Below are 16,840 nucleotides of genomic sequence, written 5' to 3' on the forward strand. Positions count from 1 at the left end.
CTTAATGGCTAGCTTCGTAGCCTCAAAAAGCAAAAACTTAGAAGGATCAATCAAGGTTCCTGGGGATAAGTCTATATCTCATAGATCTATTATGTTGGGTTCTATTGCAAATGGTGAAACTCGTATTTCTGGTTTTTTACAAGGTGAGGATAGCTTAGCAACCTTAAACGCTTTTAAAGAAATGGGTGTTAATATTAAGAGAAGTGGCTCTAATGTAATAATAAACGGTGTTGGAATGCATGGCCTTAAAGAACCCCTAAAACCATTAGATCTTGGAAATTCAGGAACTTCAATAAGACTAATGGCTGGATTATTGAGTGCTCAGAGCTTTAATACCGAGCTAACTGGGGATGACTCTCTTTCTAAGAGACCTATGGCTCGAGTTATAGAGCCTCTTACGCAAATGGGCGCAAAAATTACCGGTCCTGATTCAAAACCACCCTTAAGTATTATAGGAGGTCAAAAATTATCATCACTAACATACACTTTGCCAGTAGCATCAGCTCAAATTAAATCTTGTCTATTGCTGGCAGGACTCTATGCAGAGGGTGAAACCTGTATTATTGAAAATGCAGTGACAAGGGACCATACAGAGAGAATGCTGAAGGGATTTGGCTATAAAGTTAATTCTGTGAATGGTATGGTCTCATTAAGTGGTCAAGGCGAATTAAAGGCTTGTAATATTGAGGTTCCAAGTGATATATCTTCTTCTGCTTTCTTTATGGTTGCTGCAAGCATAGCTGAAAATGCTGATATTACCTTACAAGCGGTCAATATAAATCCAACAAGAACTGGAGTAATTGATATCCTCAGATTAATGGGAGCAAATATTAATCTTCAAAATGAAAGAGAAGAGGCTGGAGAGCTGGTTGCTGATATTAGAGTCTGCTCAGCTAACCTTAAAGGTATTGAAATTCCTCATAGCCTTGTGCCCCTTGCAATTGATGAATTTCCTGTAATCTTTATTGCTGCAAGTTGTGCCAAGGGAGTAACTGTACTTACTGGTGCAAGAGAATTAAGAGTAAAGGAGTCAGATCGCATTCAAGTTATGGCGGACGGACTAACTTCTCTTGGTATTGATAATATCGTACTGGAAGATGGAATTGAAATAACAGGTGGACAGTTCAAAAGACAGGATTCAATTATAAAATCACATCATGACCACCGCATCTCTATGGCCTTTGCAGTTGCTTCAGTAAGATCTAATTTTGAAATTAATATCGATGATGTTGATAATGTTAAAACATCTTTTCCAAACTTTGTAGAGTTGGCGAATCAAATTGGCATGAATATTAATGAAGTTAATTAATCTTAAAAAGTTAATTTCAATTCATATAAGTACTTCTATAGCAGCTTGTTATAATACATTTTTTTAAAATATTCTAAGCTATGACAATTGAAAATGCAGAACCATTCTTCGCATGGGATGTACTATCTTGGCTCTTTGTAGCAATAATAGTAGCAATAGTTATTGTTTTAATAGATCAATTCTTTAATAAAAAAACAAAAAAAGAAGCTGTCACTAATGATAAATCTAAACTTGGAAGCTTTTTCTATTTTTTAATCTTTTTAAAGTTCTCAAAATCAGAGAAATATAATCATAGACCGAAAGTTGTTCAGTGGTCAATTGAACTATTTCCTGTACTTCTTCTTGTATTAGTATTTAGAGGCTTTATATTTGAGCCCTTTAGAGTTCCATCAAACTCAATGATGCCTACTCTTTTAACGGGAGATTTTATACTCGTTAACAAGTTTGATTATGGCTTGAGACTGCCAATTACTAATACTAAGATTATTGAGTTTTCAAAGCCTGAAAGAGGTGATGTTATTGTCTTTAGGTATCCTAATTATGAGCGCACAGAGGGTTATTCTGGTGTTGACTTTATAAAAAGAATAGTTGCACTACCTGGAGATAAAATCTCTTATAAAAATGATCAACTTACTGTTAATGGTGATATTATTGGTATTAATAAAGTTGGCCCTTATTTAGGTGTTGACTCAGGAAGATCGATGAATAACTATCGATTAGTTCGTGAGTTGATTGATTCTGCTAATCATGACATCCTTCTTAATCCAAAAGGACACTCGAAAGAGTTACCTGAAATTACAATCCCAGAGGGCCATTACTTTGTAATGGGAGATAACAGGTCTCATAGTAGTGACTCTAGGTTCTGGGGCTTCGTCCCAGAGGACTTCATTATTGGTAAAGCGATTGGGATCTGGTTGCATTGGGACTGGAATTACAATACTATGCAATTTAGTCGAATAGGCGGCTTTGATTAATATAGCTTTAATCTTTATATTCTAAATGAAATTTTACAATTTTCGAGTATGTAAGAACTCAAAAAAAAATACTCCCATAAACTTGATTATGGGAGTATTTAATAGTCTTTATTTCTGATATATTTTTAATGCCTTCAGAACGTTGACGGCTTCATGAACATAATAATCTTCTAATAAAAGATCAATATATTCTTGATCACGCGCATCTGCAATCTCGTCTTGAGATTTAAGAATCTCTTCAGCAGATAGTTCGGTTGGGTCTTTAGAAGGAGTCTTTACTTCGTCTTCAGTAGGAGTCACCCCTTCAACTTCAGCAGGGGCCTCTCCTTCGTCTTCAGCAGAAAGAGCATTTTTAAGATCTTTTTCTTGAGAGCTAAAGTCAATTCTATCTTCATCCTCATCCTTTAAAGAGATATTATCCAACTCAATATCAGGCACAATACCTTTAGCCTGAATAGACCTTCCTGAAGGTGTGTAGTATCTTGCAGTAGTCAATTTAAGACCATAGCCGTTTTGAAGGTTATACATAGACTGCACGGACCCTTTACCAAAAGACTCTTCTCCCATTATTATTGCACGCTTATGGTCCTGTAATGCACCAGCAACGATTTCTGAAGCTGAAGCAGAACCTACATTCATTAATACTACAATAGGGGCACCATTAAGAATATCACCACGTGTTGTTGGAAAAGAGGTATTTGAACTAGGTGTTCTTCCCTCTGTATATACAACAATTCCTGGTTCATCGATAAATAAGTTTGAAATATCAATTGAAGAGTCAAGAAGCCCACCTGGATTATTTCTTAAATCAATAATTAATGAGTCAAGTTCACCACCGTTCTTCTTAATTAATTTATTTACAATTTTTTCTACAACTTCCGCTGTCGGTCTTTGAAATTGTGCAATCCTTAAATAGCCCATACCTTCCTGTAAAAGAAGTCCTTTTGCGGATGTAATTGTAATAACCTCACGAGTAATTGTCACTTCAAAAGGAGCAATATCAGGTCGACCAATAGTTAATGTTATTGAAGTACCTGGGGCACCTCGCATGAGCTTTACACCTTCTTCTAGATTAATTTGATTTACATTCTGCTCATTAATTTTTAAAATAATATCACCAGCTTTTAGGCCAGCTCTATAGGCTGGTGTATCATCAATAGGTGATACAACCTCTATGAAGTCACCCTTAGTTCCAATAACAATCCCAAGGCCTCCAAATTTGCCCATATTGCTTTCACTTAGAGCTGACTGCTTCTGTGGCTCAAGAAGACTAGAATGAGGGTCTAAACCCTCTATAAGACCCTTAATAGCATTATTAAATAAAGTTTCGTCATCAATATCATCAACATAGAGTTGCTTAATTTGAGAAAACACAGTTGTGAATTTACTCATACCCTCAAAGAAAGACTCTGAATCTAGGGGAGAATAGTTTTCTTCATTAGCTAAGGCAATACTAGAAGAAAAAATAAGTAAAGATGATAAAGCAATGGACTGTATTAAAAGTTTTAAGTTTTTCATAAATATTAATTAAAAATAAAAGGTTGAATTAGAATTTGTGAGAATTGTACTAGTATTTCATAAATTTTAGATGAAGAAATAATGTAGTTTTTAAAATAAATTAAAATAATAGTTCATTATGATTCATAGAATTAAAATTCATTACTTGTCATTTACTAGACTAAAATTATCTGATTCATATTGCGCTCGTAGCTCAGCTGGATAGAGTGTCGGCCTCCGAAGCCGAATGTCGGGTGTTCGAATCACCTCGAGCGCACCAAAAAATATAATTTAATCATTTAACTATTAACTAAAATCTTTCAACATAGCTTTAAGCTCAAGAGAGTGTTGCTCCTCTTCGCCAATCATACTTCTGGCATACTCTTCTAAATAGACTGACGCATCAGCAACTTTCATTAATAATTTTTTGTACAAACTCAACGCATGCAATTCATGTTCTAAGCTCTCTTCTAGAATATCCTTAATTGAGTGCCTGTGAGTTTCTTTAATTTTTGCGACTTTAAGGCTTGGATGACCATCAAGCCCAACGAGTAATTCACCGGCTTGCTGAGCATGAATCATTGATTCAGCAGCTTGCTCTTTTAAAAATGTAACTATGGGAATTCTATATGGCCCCGTTACCATTAGAGAGGAGTGTGTGTACCTAACAACACCTGCAAGTTCATATTCAATTATTTCTTTAAATATATCACAAACTTCTTTTGAATTGATTTCTTTCATTTCCATATTAATTCCTATTTTTGTAATTAAAACCTTAATTTATATTGTTTAATATTATATGTTAAGCAATGAATTAAGGTATTTTTTTAGCACTTATTTTTTGTCAAAAGATTAAAAATTTACAATAATTATCTTTATATACTTACAATTTCAATTGCTCTGTAGTCATTTAGATCAGTTTGCTTTTTGCATTGAAATTTAGTTCAAGTTGGCATATAAAGAACTTCAATTCTTCATCTAATCTTTATGCTTCATAATTACAATAGTTTCCGTTTGTGATTGCTCATACTTTTTTTTACAATCAATAGGAATAAATAATGGAAACAAAATTAGTTATATGGACAACTGGCTGTATGGTGTTTATGCTTAGCTTTATGTATTTTATGGTTACCATCATAAGCAGCTTCGTAAATTAAATTTAAAACATTGTTTGTTTTATTTAATAGATAGCTACTAAGAAAGGAACTTATAATTACAGCCTTATGAAAAAACTACTCTTACTTATTTTCTCTTTAATTCTCTCTGTTAACTCTTATGCTGAGTGGACAAAAGTATTGCCAGGTAATAGCTCTACGCTCTATATTGACTTCAAGACCCTTAAAGAAGAAGATGGTTTTATAAATTGGTGGTACATAGACTCCTGGTCGACTGGTAGTGCAAAATCGTATGCACAAGGAGATTGTGACTTAAAAGGGTTTAGAATTCTAAAACGAGTTGATTATTCTTTTCCTATGGGTGAGGGAGAAGGTACTGAGAAAGACATGGTAACTAATTGGGAGTATTATCAAGCTAATACTGGCTATGAAATCTTATTAAACTTTATATGTCAAATGTCAAAACTATCCCCACAAGAGCAATCAGTTCGTATTGAAATCTTAGAACAAAGGAATGAGGAATTTGAAAGAGAAAATCTGGGACCTATTAAGCAGCCCGAAGAGCAGATATCACCTCAATTAAAAACTTTAAAATCGGCATATATCGATAGCATTAATTTAAAAATTAAATCATCTTGGAATTACCAAGGCGCGCAAGATAATTGGAGCTGTATTGTACTAATTAATCAAGCTGAAAATGGTGCGGTAGAGGGTGTCAAAGTTGTGGGATGTGATAATGGTAATAATGAAAACTCAGCAATGTCACAGAGTAAAGCCTTGGAGTTTGCTAGCTCTATCAGAAGGGCTGTTTTTAAATCATCACCACTGCCGCCTGCTCCAGATGAGGCGGTTTTCAGTAAAGAGATTATGCTTACCTTTAAGGTTAATTAATCTACTTTTAATTAGGTAAATAAATACCAACTCAAAATATTTTAGGATGTTAGAATCATCTCTAAATCTATATTTTTTCTATTCAGACTGAACATTATAATTTCAATGAATAAAATAAATAATAAAAAACTTCTTAATAGCAAGTGGACTGCAGTCAAGCCAGTTGGTAAGGAAAGGCACTTTCTTGTTACAGAGTTAACGTTTGATGAAAATAATAACGTGACTCATTGTTTAATTGAGGCAGTCATATCTAATCAATCCAAACTTATTAACTGGATAGAATTAAAAAATAGTCTGCATTGGTTACAGGGATGGAAATAAAAATAAACCATTATTTTAAGAGTAATAAGGATTATTTAATATGAAGCCTATTAATGTTGTTGCAGCAATAATAAAAAAAAAGGAGTCTTACTTTATTGCTCAAAGAAATAAAGAAAAGTATATGGGCCTTAAATGGGAGTTTCCAGGGGGCAAGGTAGATCCTGGTGAAACTCTTAGTCAGGCACTTTCACGTGAAATTCATGAAGAGTTAAATATAAACATCAGAGTCCATGAAAAGCTTGCACAAGAAAAATACAAAGATAATGAGATAAATATTATGTTGCATTACTTTCTCTGTTCAATAATAGATGGGACTATTAAGCTTAATGAACATGAAGCAATGGAATGGGTTGAAAAAAAAGATTTTGATAAATATGACTTTGTTGCAGGTGATGGTAATATCACCTCACTAATTTAAGAGTAAGTCTATCTATAGCAAAACATTAAAACTAAATGAAGATTATTAAAAAAAGTGCTATTTTTTCAGATTGTAGGTTTTATAGGTATTCTCTAACTAGGACTTGGGATGTGAACAAAAAATACGTTTTATTTATTGGGTTGAATCCATCAACTGCTGATGAAAATTATGACGATCCTACAATAAGAAGATGTGTTGATTACGCTAATAGATGGGGCTATGGAGGCCTAGTAATGACTAATTTATTTGCATTTAGGGCAACACTTCCAATGGATCTTAAAAATGCTAAATTTCCCATTGGAGAAGCGAATAATCAATTTATTATTAATCTTCATAAAAATTCAGGACTAACAGTTGCAGCTTGGGGGAATGATGGCTGCTTTAAAGAAAGGGATAAAGAAGTGCTTTCATTAGTAACTAAACTTGTTTGTTTAAAAATTAATAAAACTGGGCAACCTGCACATCCGTTATATCAAAATAAAGCTACTAAATTAATAAACTACCCAGCTTGAGTTATTATTGCAAAGCAGCCGAATAGATACATCAAAACACTATTATTGCCTATAATTTATAGCTTAATTTAGATAGCAAAATTGTTTGAAAAATCTTATTATAAATATTAACCCTTTGCCACATTACCAATTATGAAGTATGTCATTATTGATCCAGTACTTTTTGACTTAGGATTTGTAAAGATCTATTGGTATGGAGTTATGTATTTATTGGCTTTTTTAAGTGCCTATCTGCTGGCGAATTATCGGGCAAAATCTAGTCAAAAATGGAATAAAAGTCATGTTGATGATTTAATTTTCTATGGTGCACTGGGTGCTGTAATAGGTGGCCGCCTTGGCTACTTAATTTTTTATAATTTTTCAGTTTTCATATCAAATCCCTTAACTTTATTTAATTTTCAAAATGGTGGAATGTCTTTTCATGGGGGATTTATAGGTGTTTTAATAGCAATGTTACTTTTTAATAAAAAAACTAAATTTAGTTTTTTTGACACAACAGACTTTATTGCTCCTTTAGTACCTCTTGGTTTAGGTTTTGGACGAATTGGTAATTATATTAATGGTGAACTATGGGGCAAGATAACAACTAGTTCTTTTGGAGTTTATGCACCAGACCAGATTGGTCAATGGGCTATAAGATATCCTACTCAATTATATGAGGCCTTCCTTGAGGGTCTTATTTTGTTTTCTATACTTTGGCTTTATAGTAAAAAAAATCCTCCAATAACCTCAATATCAGCCTTATTTTTAATTTTTTATGGCACCTTTAGATTTATAATTGAATTTATCAGAGTTCCAGATACACATATTGGTTATTTGGCGCTTGACTGGATAACTATGGGCCAAATATTAAGCTTCCCAATGATCCTAGTAGGGCTTTATCTTTTTTACAAATCTAATTATTTAAAAGGGGAAACATGAAACAATATCTAGATTTTTTAAAAATGGTAAGAGATAAAGGGACAATTAAAACTGACAGGACTGGAACTGGCACAAAGAGCATTTTTAGCCATCAGATGCGCTTTGATCTTAATGAAGGGTTTCCTTTAGTAACCACTAAAAGAGTTCATGTACCTTCAGTTGTTCATGAATTACTATGGTTCTTAAAAGGTGATACAAATATTAAATATTTGCAAGATAATAAAGTGAATATATGGAATGAATGGGCTGATAAAAATGGTGATCTAGGTCCAGTTTATGGTGCTCAATGGCGCAAATGGAATAATTCTGAGGGTAGAGAGATTGATCAAATCTCAGAAGCAATTAAACTTATAAAAACCTCACCTGATTCGAGACGCATTATAGTTTCAAGCTGGAATGTTGGAGAGATAGATAAAATGGCTCTTGCTCCCTGCCATGCACTCTTTCAGTTTTATGTTGCCAATGGACGATTATCATGCCTTCTTTATCAGCGGAGTGCCGATATTTTCTTGGGAGTGCCTTTTAATATTGCCTCATATGCCTTATTAACTCATTTAGTTGCTCAGCAATGTGATTTAGAAGTAGGGGAATTCATCTGGAGTGGTGGTGATTGTCATATATACTCAAATCACTCTGAGCAAGTTGATACTCAACTTAAACGCAGCCCTAAAGCTCTTCCAAAGCTTGTTATTAAAAGCAAGCCAAAGAGTATCTTTGACTATAGTTATGAGGACTTTGAGTTCGTTAATTATATCCATGATGAACCAATTAAAGCACCAGTTGCTATATAATTCTTATGGAAAAATTACAGAAAAGTATTTTTTATGATTTCAATAATGTTAATCTTCTTAAACAAGCATTAACGCATCGAAGTGTCAGTAAAAACAACAATGAAAGATTAGAATTTTTAGGAGATAGCATACTTGGTTGCGTGATTTCGCAAGAACTTTATAATCGCTTCCCATTAATAGATGAAGGCCAACTCTCAAGGTTAAGATCTAGCCTGGTTAAAGGTCAAACTTTAGCAAAACTTGCTAAAGGAATTGATCTTTCTGATAACCTTATCCTTGGCCAAGGAGAGTTAAAAAGTGGTGGCTTTAGGCGTGAATCAATTCAAGCAGATGCATTTGAAGCTATTTTGGGTGCAATTCTTCTTGATTCTGACTATAAAACTGTGAAAGGCATAATTTTGAAGCTTTATGATGAGCTTTTAGAAGAATCAGATCCTGAAAAGACTTTAAAGGATTTTAAAACCCAACTTCAAGAGTTACTCCAAAAAAAAGGATATGAATTACCACAATATAAACTTATTGATTCAAAAGGAAAAGATCATAATGCTATTTTTTATGTAAGTTGTCATATCAAAGAATTGAGAATAAGTGTCCATGAAAATGCTAAAAGCATCAAGAGAGCAGAGCAATTGTGTGCTGAATCAATCCTAAAGAGCATTTCCTTTAAATGAGCTTTCAGTCAGGATACATAGCAGTTGTAGGTAGACCCAATGTGGGAAAATCTACAATTACCAATGAGTTGATTGGACAAAAACTATCTATTACATCTCATAGACCTCAAACAACTAGACATCGAATAAATGCTATAGATACTCAAAAAGATTATCAAATGGTTTTTATTGATACGCCTGGTATTCATATTGGTAATAAAAAAGCCATAAACTCTTACATGAATAAAGCTGCAAGCTCAAGCTTTGGAGATGTAGATATGGTTATTTGGCTAGTTGAGGCTTTAAAATGGACTAAGGAAGATGCCCGTGTATTAGAACACTTAAGTAAGGTTGATATTCCAGTAATTCTTTGTGTAAACAAAGTAGACAAATTAAATTCTATTGATCAAGTACTTCCTTATCTTGAAACCTTAGGTGAGAAATTTAAGGCTAATGATGTATTTCCTTTATCAGCGTTTGATCGTTCTCATACCAAGGAACTTAGAAAATTAATTCTTAAATATTTACCGATCCAGAAAGCAATTTATGATGAAGATTATATTACTGATCGATCACAAAGATTCGTCGTATCAGAGTTCATACGTGAAAAATTAATGAGAAATCTATCAAACGAGCTTCCATATGATATTACAGTTGAAATCGAAAAATTTGATCTTGATGGCAAAATGTACCGCATAGCAGCTAGAATTTTTGTAGATAAACCCTCTCAAAAAAGTATTGTGATTGGTGCTAAAGGAGAAATGCTTAAAAAAATTGGACGAGAATCTAGAATTAGTATTGAAGGTTTTTTAGAATCCAAGGTGTTTTTAGAGTTATGGGTTAAGGTCAGGCAAGGTTGGTCTGATGATAAGAGGGCACTAGCATCATTAGGATATGACTAGAATCGAAAATTCTCCAGCCTTTTTAATACATAGAAGAATGTATCAAGGAAGCTCCTTATTGCTTGACTTTTTTACTAAAGATCACGGTAAGATTCGTCTAATTGCAAGAGGAGCTAGAAGCAGCAAAACTTCATTGCAAATGTTTCAAAGACTAAGTATTTCTTATAAAGGCAAGGGAGATCTCAAAAGTCTTGCTAATTGGGAGATTTCTGATGAGCCACGTAGAATTATAGGTGATGACTTAATATTGGCTATTTATGCTAATGAGCTCCTCTCAAGACTTTTAGCTGAGGGAGACGAGCATAGTAAGTTATTTAATTTGTATTGGGATTTTATTAAAAATATTAATACTCAATCCAGCTCTGAAAAAGAATTTTCACTGAGATTATTTGAAAATCAACTATTACAAGAATTGGGCTATGGTATAGACTTTTCAGACGATTATGATGGAATTCCAATCAACCCTGCAAATAACTATGAGTTTCATGAGCATCAGGGGTTTGTGTCACATACAGATGGTAAAATAAAAGGTAGTATTCTTTTAAACTTTGCCAGCGAAAATAAAGTCTGTCCAAATAACAATCATTTGGCTACTTTAAAGAAATTAAATCGAAAGAGACTAAAGTCACTTTTAGGAGACAAACCTCTTAAAAGTAGAGAATTATTTTTTGTAAATTAAACATAAATTATGAGTATTTTTTTAGGTGTTAACATTGATCATATAGCCACATTAAGGCAGGCTAGAGGAACTAAATATCCAAGTATTGTTGAAGCTGCAAATATTTGTGAAGAGTCCGGTGCTGATAGCATTACTCTTCATTTAAGAGAGGACAGGAGACATATTCAAGATCATGATGTTCTTGAACTTAAATCAAAACTGAAAACTAAAATGAACCTAGAAATGGCTGCAACTGATGAAATGCTTATTTTTGCTTCTAAAGTATTGCCTGAAGATTGTTGCTTAGTCCCAGAGAAACGTCAAGAACTCACAACAGAGGGTGGATTGGATGTCTTTTCACAATTATCAAGGATAAAAGAGGTGTGTGGTGAACTTAAATCTAATGACATAAAGGCCTCTCTTTTTATAGATGCTGATAAGCATCAGATTGATGCTGCAGTGGAGTGTAATGCCCCAATAATAGAAATCCATACAGGGCACTATGCGGATTGTAAAAATAAAATTGATTCCAATAAAGAACTTAATAGGATTATAGAGGCTTGTGAATATGCTAATAGTCTTGGACTTCAGGTTAATGCTGGCCATGGCTTAACTCTTGAAAATACTGGCAATATAGCTAAGATTGACTCTGTAGTAGAACTCAATATTGGACATTCAATTATTTCAAGAGCTTTATTTGTTGGTTTAGCAAATGCTACCTCTGAAATGAAAGATCTAATTCGAGAGGCTAGAGGGCTATGATTTATGGTGTTGGCACAGATATTGTTAGTATTGATCGTATTAAAGATATTATCTCGAAAAATAGAGATGGCTTTATAAAAAGAGTTCTAACAGATCATGAGCAAGCATTATTTGCTAATAAAGCTGATAGTCCAGCATTTTGTGCAAAAAGGTTTGCTGCTAAGGAAGCTTTTTCAAAAGCTTTGGGAACTGGTATTGGTAAAGAAGTTAGCTTTCAAGATTTGACAGTTAGAAACAATGAAAATGGGAAACCACATTTTATTCCTAGTGAAAAATTAAGACTGTATTTGTTAGCTAAAGGCATTAAGCAGGCACATTTAAGTATATCTGACGAAAGTCAAAATGCCATTGCATTTGTGGTCTTAGAAGCAGATAAAATAGAATAATTCAGCTAAATATTAGAAGGGGATATCGTCCTCAAACTCATCTTGCGCCACAGGTGTTATTTTAGGAGCTGCTTGCGTATTTTGAGAAGGAGCCTCCATTGAAGCATTAGAAGATTCATTCGGGACACCCATATTAGAATCATCACGGCGATCAAGCATTTGAAAAACACCATTAAAACCTCCTACAACAACACTTGTTGAGTATTTTTCAATGCCAGCATTGTCGGTATATTTTGTTGTTTGCAATTTACCCTCAACATAAACTTTGGAGCCTTTATCAGTGTACTGCGCAGCAACCTCAGCAAGTTTTCCAAATAGACTAACTCGATGCCACTCTGTTCTCTCTTGCTTCTGACCAGTATTCTTGTCAGTCCAAGAATCACTTGTGGCGACAGATAAGTTGGTTACTGCATTACCAGATGCACCATATTTTAATTCAGGCTTTGCACCCAAGTTTCCAACAAGAATAACTTTATTAATACCCGCCATTTTTAATCCCCTGATGTGTTAGTTTTAAGTGGTAAAGTAAGTATCAAAAACCACCAAATTATGGCTACTGATATAGTAAATAAGAATACACTATTTAAGTCATAAATGTTATAAATAAGACCGCCAATTGCGCCTCCAAAAAATGTGCCTAAAAATTGAGAAGTTGAAAATACACCCATTGCAAGTCCTCGCTTAGAAGCGTTTGCAGTTTTTGATAATATCGATGGTAATAAAGCTTCTACAGTATTAAAAGCAATAAAGAAAATTGTTAGCAAAATAAGAAATACTGAAAAACTTAAATTTAAAGATAAGAATAAAATTTGACTAAGTATTAAGAGCAAAATACTTATCAATAAAACATGTTTTGTTTTTTTAAATTTTTCAGAAATAATAATAAGAGGTAACATGCCTAAAAATGAAAGTAAGACTGCTGGAAGGTATAGCTTCCAGTTATCTATCATCCCAATAATTTGATTTTCAATTATTAAAATTGGCATAACTATAAAACCACTGGCAAGAATTAGATGTAGAGAAAAAATACTAAAATCTAGTCTTAATAGCTGTCCATTTAGTATCTCTTTAAAGGCACTTGCTGATAAACGATAGTATGTCACAGGCTTTGAATAAGGCAATGTAAGGACAATTATTAAAGCAATAATTGAAAGTATGGCAATAACCCAAAACAGCCCATGAAGCCCAACTCTTGAAGTTATTATAGGACCAATAATTAAAGAAAGCATAAATGCAACTCCAATTTGAAACCCAACAAATGCATTTGCTTTGGCACGATTATCTTCTGAGGTAGAATCCGCTAAAAAGGCCATTAATACAGCAGAAATAGCACCACCACCTTGAAGAGCTCGCCCAACAATAACTATTAAAATATTATCAGTATTTGCAGCTATTAAACTACCTAAAAAGAATACTACTAAACCAAAAATTAGCATCGGTTTACGACCAAATCTATCAGACAAATATCCAAAAGGAATTTGAAAAATAGCCTGGGTTAAGCCATATATACCAATTGCCATGCCTATTAAAAACGGTGAGGAATTATCATAATCAGCTGCATATATGCTCATTACTGGAAAAAGCATAAAAAGACCCAGCATTCTGACAGCCATAACTAGGGATATCCTTAAAGCAAAGAGTCTTTCTTTTGAGTTCATAGTCAGAGAAAATAAGCTAATCTATAGAGTAATTCTGAGAATAGTTAGGATAGCTTGATGTTAAAACTTTTCTTGCATCAGTAGCAAGATTGTTAGCATTTATTAAATCATAATTATATGCCATTAAATGAAGCGCATCAGCGACTGAAGGACTTCCAGGATAATTTTCAATTATATACTTAGATCTATTTATGGCTGCAATATGAGAGCCTACTTTTGTATAAAAACGCGCAACATAAAATTCATGCCTTGCAAGAGTATTTACAAGATTAATAAGCTTTTTTGACGCGTCTTCAGAATACTTTGAATCTGGAAATTTCTCAATTAAAATCGCAAAATAACTATAAGCATCCTCCACACTTTGAACATCTCTTTGAGCGCTATCAGTGACAAAGTTATCTAGAATAGATGATGATTTTTCTTCAGCGATAATTCCTCTTAAATAATATGCATAAGGAGTAGATGGAAGAGTGGGGTGTTTCTCAATAAACTCATCAAGTTCAATTATTGCACGTGTATATTTTTTTTGCTTAAATAAATTATAAGCAATGTCTAATCTAGCCTGGATAGCATACTTTGAAGTTGGGTAGGAAGATAAAATTAATTCGAATTGCTTTATCGCTTGATCTATTGAGCCAGCACTTAATTTATCTTCAGCTATTTCATATAAAGCTTTTGGTGATTGGCCATCAGCAGGGCTCTTCCTTATATCAGCGCCCCCTCCAAAAGGGGAGCACCCACTTAATAAAAGCAGTAAAGAAGTCAAAAGGATAGTATGCTTATTCATTTTAAAAACAAGTAATTTAAATCAATTTGACAATTATACTTGGGTGTATTTTTTTTATGGAAACCTTTATATAAAGAACTTTAAGTAAATAACAACAAACTTCTATAATATATTAATATATTTTTGATTTAATAATTTCATGGCAACAACCTTTTTTCAAAAAAAAACGCAAATCAATGAACTTTGTGAAGTCTTAGATTCCTACCTTCCTAAAGAAGAAGTTGAAATTGCTAGAAAGGCATTCATTGTTGCTGAAAAAGCACATTCTGGGCAATTTAGAAAGTCTGGAGAAGAGTATATCAATCATCCATTATCTGTTGCTTTAATTCTTGCAGAACTCAAACTAGATCATCTTTGCATCGTAGCAGCAATTCTTCATGATTGTATTGAAGATACTTCTGTAACTAAAGATGATGTTTTGAATGAGTTTGGTGATCAAGTGGCTCATATTGTTGAAGGAGTTTCCAAGCTAACTAATTTAGAGTTCACATCAAGTTCCCAAAAACAAGCTGAAAACTTTCAAAAACTTATTTTAGCAATGTCCAAAGATATGCGAGTTATGATCATAAAATTGGCTGATAGGCTTCATAACATGAGAACACTGGATTCTATGAGTGATGAAAAAAAGATCCAAAAAGCAAAAGAAACTTCAGAGCTTCACGCTCCTATTGCTAGACGACTAGGACTTCATAGTATTGGAGTAGAGTTAGATGATCTATGCTTTAGAACTCTACATCCCAGAAAACATTTAATAATAGAAAGAAAAATAAATAAGCAATATGGAAATCAAAGAAAAACAATTAGTCTTATTAAATCAGAAATAGAGACTAGATTGAAATTTGAAGGAATCAATGCAACTATTGAGGGAAGGCAGAAAGAACCATCTAGTATTTATAAAAAAATGAAAGAAAAATCTCGAAAGTTTTCTGAAGTCCTTGATATGCATGCTTTTCGAATAGTAGTAGAAAATACAAATGCTTGTTACCAGGCTTTAGGGCATATTCATAGCTTATATAAGCCTATCCCACTTAAGTTTAAAGATTATATTTCATCCCCAAAGCCAAATGGCTATCAATCCCTTCATACAGTATTAATTGGACCACGAAAAATGTTTATTGAAGTTCAAATCAGGTCCCAAGAAATGGATTTCATTTCAGAGTATGGTATTGCTGCCCATTGGCACTATAAGAATACTGATAAGCCAAATGACAAATTAGCTCGAAACTGGATGGGATCACTACTTGATATTCATCAGAATACTGATACATCAATTGATTTTTTAGAGAGTACTAAATCAGACTTGTTCTCTGATGAGGTTTTTGTTTTTACACCGGCAGGAAAGATCATTCAACTTCCTCTTAGAGCCACAGTCCTTGATTTTGCTTATGCTGTTCATACAAACATAGGGAAAAAATCACAAAAAGCTACAATTAATGGCAATGAAGCAGAGCTTTCAACAGAACTTAAATCTGGTCAAACTATAGAGATTATAACTGGCAGATTCGTTAAACCTCAACCAAGTTGGTTAGACTTTGTAATCACCTCTAAAGCTAAAACAGCAATAAAAGCGCATCTTAAAGAAAATTCAAAAACTGAACTTGCAAAACTTGGCAAGCTTTTAATCTCAGATGCTTTAAAGTATCAAAAAATTAAAATTATTGATGTGCCTGAGGATAAATGGACTAAATGCTTAAAGGATCTTAATTGCTCAGATTTTAAGGATTTATATATTAAAGTTGGATTATCAGAAATATTTGTATCAGTAGTTATCAATAAACTTTTACAAGATATAAATAATGAAATAATAAACACAATCTCTATCACCAAAACTAAAGGGATGGCAATCAGTTTTGCCCACTGTTGCTATCCAATACCAGGAGATGGAGTTATAGGAGTTTTAACAACTCAAAAAGGCCTAGTTTTGCATCGCTCTAATTGTTCAAATATAGAGCATATTAAAGAAAAAAATGCCCAGTGGATGGAGGTCGATTGGAAATCTGAAGAAAACGAGCTATTTGAGGTTGGTATTAGTTGTCTTGTGGAAAATCGCAGTGGTCGTTTTGCAGCTATTGCAAATACTTTGGCTAATTTAGGTGTCAATATAGAAAATATTGAAACACAACAAAAGCCTGGCTCCTCTAGGTTATTTCATATAATTATTGTTATTTCAAATATCGTAGAGCTCAACAATATTCTTGATCAACTTAATAAATTACCTTATCTCATATCTGCTGAAAGACTTTAATTTTAAAATTGTCTAAAGCCTTCATACTAATTGATTAAAATTG

At 33.3% G+C, this 16,840-nt stretch carries 19 protein-coding genes and 1 tRNA gene; 15 read left to right on the forward strand and 5 right to left on the reverse strand.

The genetic code is table 11. The features are described 5' to 3' along the window. The first annotated feature begins 4 nt into the window (after positions 1-4). Both aroA and lepB read left to right on the forward strand, forming a co-directional pair. Positions 5-1,309: a 3-phosphoshikimate 1-carboxyvinyltransferase gene (gene aroA / locus CRN91_RS05835; RefSeq protein WP_114115501.1), complete on the forward strand. Its 1,305-nt coding sequence runs from the start codon at positions 5-7 to the stop codon at positions 1,307-1,309. Between the two features lie 80 nt (positions 1,310-1,389). Then, positions 1,390-2,283 (forward strand): signal peptidase I, encoded by an 894-nt coding sequence (gene lepB, locus CRN91_RS05840; protein ID WP_114115502.1) that lies wholly within the window; start codon positions 1,390-1,392, stop codon positions 2,281-2,283. Positions 2,284-2,391: 108 nt separating this feature from the next. Here the strand turns inward: lepB and CRN91_RS05845 are convergent, their stop codons facing one another. Further along, a complete protein-coding gene (locus CRN91_RS05845; RefSeq protein WP_114115503.1) occupies positions 2,392-3,801 on the reverse strand; it encodes a S41 family peptidase in 1,410 nt (469 codons plus the stop codon). A 182-nt stretch (positions 3,802-3,983) separates the two neighbouring features. Here CRN91_RS05845 and CRN91_RS05850 point away from each other — a divergent pair. Beyond that, positions 3,984-4,060, forward strand: a tRNA-Arg gene (locus CRN91_RS05850). 26 nt (positions 4,061-4,086) lie between these two features. On the opposite strand, the gene CRN91_RS05855 is transcribed toward CRN91_RS05850, so the two are convergent. Beyond that, positions 4,087-4,521, reverse strand: a complete 435-nt coding sequence (locus CRN91_RS05855; RefSeq protein WP_114116074.1) for a ferritin-like domain-containing protein — start codon at positions 4,519-4,521, stop codon at positions 4,087-4,089. Positions 4,522-5,003: 482 nt separating this feature from the next. Between CRN91_RS05855 and CRN91_RS05860 the strand changes: the two genes are divergently transcribed. From CRN91_RS05860 to acpS, 11 genes are all read left to right on the forward strand, one after another. Beyond that, positions 5,004-5,786 (forward strand): surface-adhesin E family protein, encoded by a 783-nt coding sequence (locus CRN91_RS05860; protein WP_114115504.1) that lies wholly within the window; start codon positions 5,004-5,006, stop codon positions 5,784-5,786. A 105-nt stretch (positions 5,787-5,891) separates the two neighbouring features. Beyond that, positions 5,892-6,107 carry a TIGR02450 family Trp-rich protein gene (locus tag CRN91_RS05865; RefSeq protein WP_114115505.1) on the forward strand — a complete coding sequence of 72 codons (216 nt, stop codon included), beginning with the start codon at positions 5,892-5,894 and terminating at the stop codon, positions 6,105-6,107. Positions 6,108-6,147: 40 nt separating this feature from the next. Next, a complete protein-coding gene (locus tag CRN91_RS05870) occupies positions 6,148-6,525 on the forward strand; it encodes a (deoxy)nucleoside triphosphate pyrophosphohydrolase (protein WP_114115506.1) in 378 nt (125 codons plus the stop codon). A gap of 35 nt (positions 6,526-6,560) precedes the next feature. Next, positions 6,561-7,037, forward strand: coding sequence for a DUF1643 domain-containing protein (locus tag CRN91_RS05875; protein WP_114115507.1), 477 nt, complete (start codon positions 6,561-6,563; stop codon positions 7,035-7,037). A gap of 132 nt (positions 7,038-7,169) precedes the next feature. Continuing rightward, positions 7,170-7,958 carry a prolipoprotein diacylglyceryl transferase gene (gene lgt, locus CRN91_RS05880; RefSeq protein WP_114115508.1) on the forward strand — a complete coding sequence of 263 codons (789 nt, stop codon included), beginning with the start codon at positions 7,170-7,172 and terminating at the stop codon, positions 7,956-7,958. Beyond that, the gene (gene thyA, locus CRN91_RS05885; protein ID WP_114115509.1) at positions 7,955-8,749 is read left to right on the forward strand and encodes a thymidylate synthase; all 795 of its coding nucleotides are present in this window, start codon (positions 7,955-7,957) and stop codon (positions 8,747-8,749) included. Before lgt ends, thyA begins: the two co-directional genes overlap by 4 nt. 5 nt (positions 8,750-8,754) lie before the next feature. Beyond that, complete coding sequence (gene rnc / locus CRN91_RS05890; protein ID WP_114115510.1) at positions 8,755-9,420, forward strand: ribonuclease III; 666 nt, start codon at positions 8,755-8,757, stop codon at positions 9,418-9,420. Continuing rightward, complete coding sequence (era, locus tag CRN91_RS05895; protein ID WP_114115511.1) at positions 9,417-10,301, forward strand: GTPase Era; 885 nt, start codon at positions 9,417-9,419, stop codon at positions 10,299-10,301. Before rnc ends, era begins: the two co-directional genes overlap by 4 nt. After that, positions 10,294-10,980, forward strand: coding sequence for a DNA repair protein RecO (gene recO / locus CRN91_RS05900; protein WP_114115512.1), 687 nt, complete (start codon positions 10,294-10,296; stop codon positions 10,978-10,980). Before era ends, recO begins: the two co-directional genes overlap by 8 nt. A 9-nt stretch (positions 10,981-10,989) precedes the next feature. Beyond that, positions 10,990-11,721 carry a pyridoxine 5'-phosphate synthase gene (gene pdxJ / locus CRN91_RS05905; RefSeq protein ID WP_114115513.1) on the forward strand — a complete coding sequence of 244 codons (732 nt, stop codon included), beginning with the start codon at positions 10,990-10,992 and terminating at the stop codon, positions 11,719-11,721. Next, complete coding sequence (gene acpS / locus CRN91_RS05910) at positions 11,718-12,107, forward strand: holo-ACP synthase (RefSeq protein WP_114115514.1); 390 nt, start codon at positions 11,718-11,720, stop codon at positions 12,105-12,107. Before pdxJ ends, acpS begins: the two co-directional genes overlap by 4 nt. Before the next feature lie 12 nt (positions 12,108-12,119). Here acpS and ssb read toward each other — a convergent pair whose 3' ends face one another. Genes ssb through CRN91_RS05925 form a run of 3 tightly spaced genes read right to left on the reverse strand, consistent with a single transcriptional unit; the run spans position 12,120 to position 14,552 of the window. Further along, positions 12,120-12,596 (reverse strand): single-stranded DNA-binding protein, encoded by a 477-nt coding sequence (gene ssb, locus CRN91_RS05915; protein ID WP_114115515.1) that lies wholly within the window; start codon positions 12,594-12,596, stop codon positions 12,120-12,122. Between the two features lie 2 nt (positions 12,597-12,598). Beyond that, complete coding sequence (locus CRN91_RS05920) at positions 12,599-13,765, reverse strand: MFS transporter (RefSeq protein ID WP_114115516.1); 1,167 nt, start codon at positions 13,763-13,765, stop codon at positions 12,599-12,601. Positions 13,766-13,781: 16 nt separating this feature from the next. Beyond that, positions 13,782-14,552, reverse strand: a complete 771-nt coding sequence (locus tag CRN91_RS05925; RefSeq protein WP_114115517.1) for an outer membrane protein assembly factor BamD — start codon at positions 14,550-14,552, stop codon at positions 13,782-13,784. A gap of 139 nt (positions 14,553-14,691) precedes the next feature. Between CRN91_RS05925 and CRN91_RS05930 the strand changes: the two genes are divergently transcribed. Further along, positions 14,692-16,797: a RelA/SpoT family protein gene (locus tag CRN91_RS05930; RefSeq protein WP_114115518.1), complete on the forward strand. Its 2,106-nt coding sequence runs from the start codon at positions 14,692-14,694 to the stop codon at positions 16,795-16,797. Positions 16,798-16,840: the final 43 nt, after the last annotated feature.

The organism is Candidatus Thioglobus sp. NP1, from assembly GCF_003326015.1.
GTDB lineage: Bacteria > Pseudomonadota > Gammaproteobacteria > PS1 > Pseudothioglobaceae > Pseudothioglobus > Pseudothioglobus singularis_A.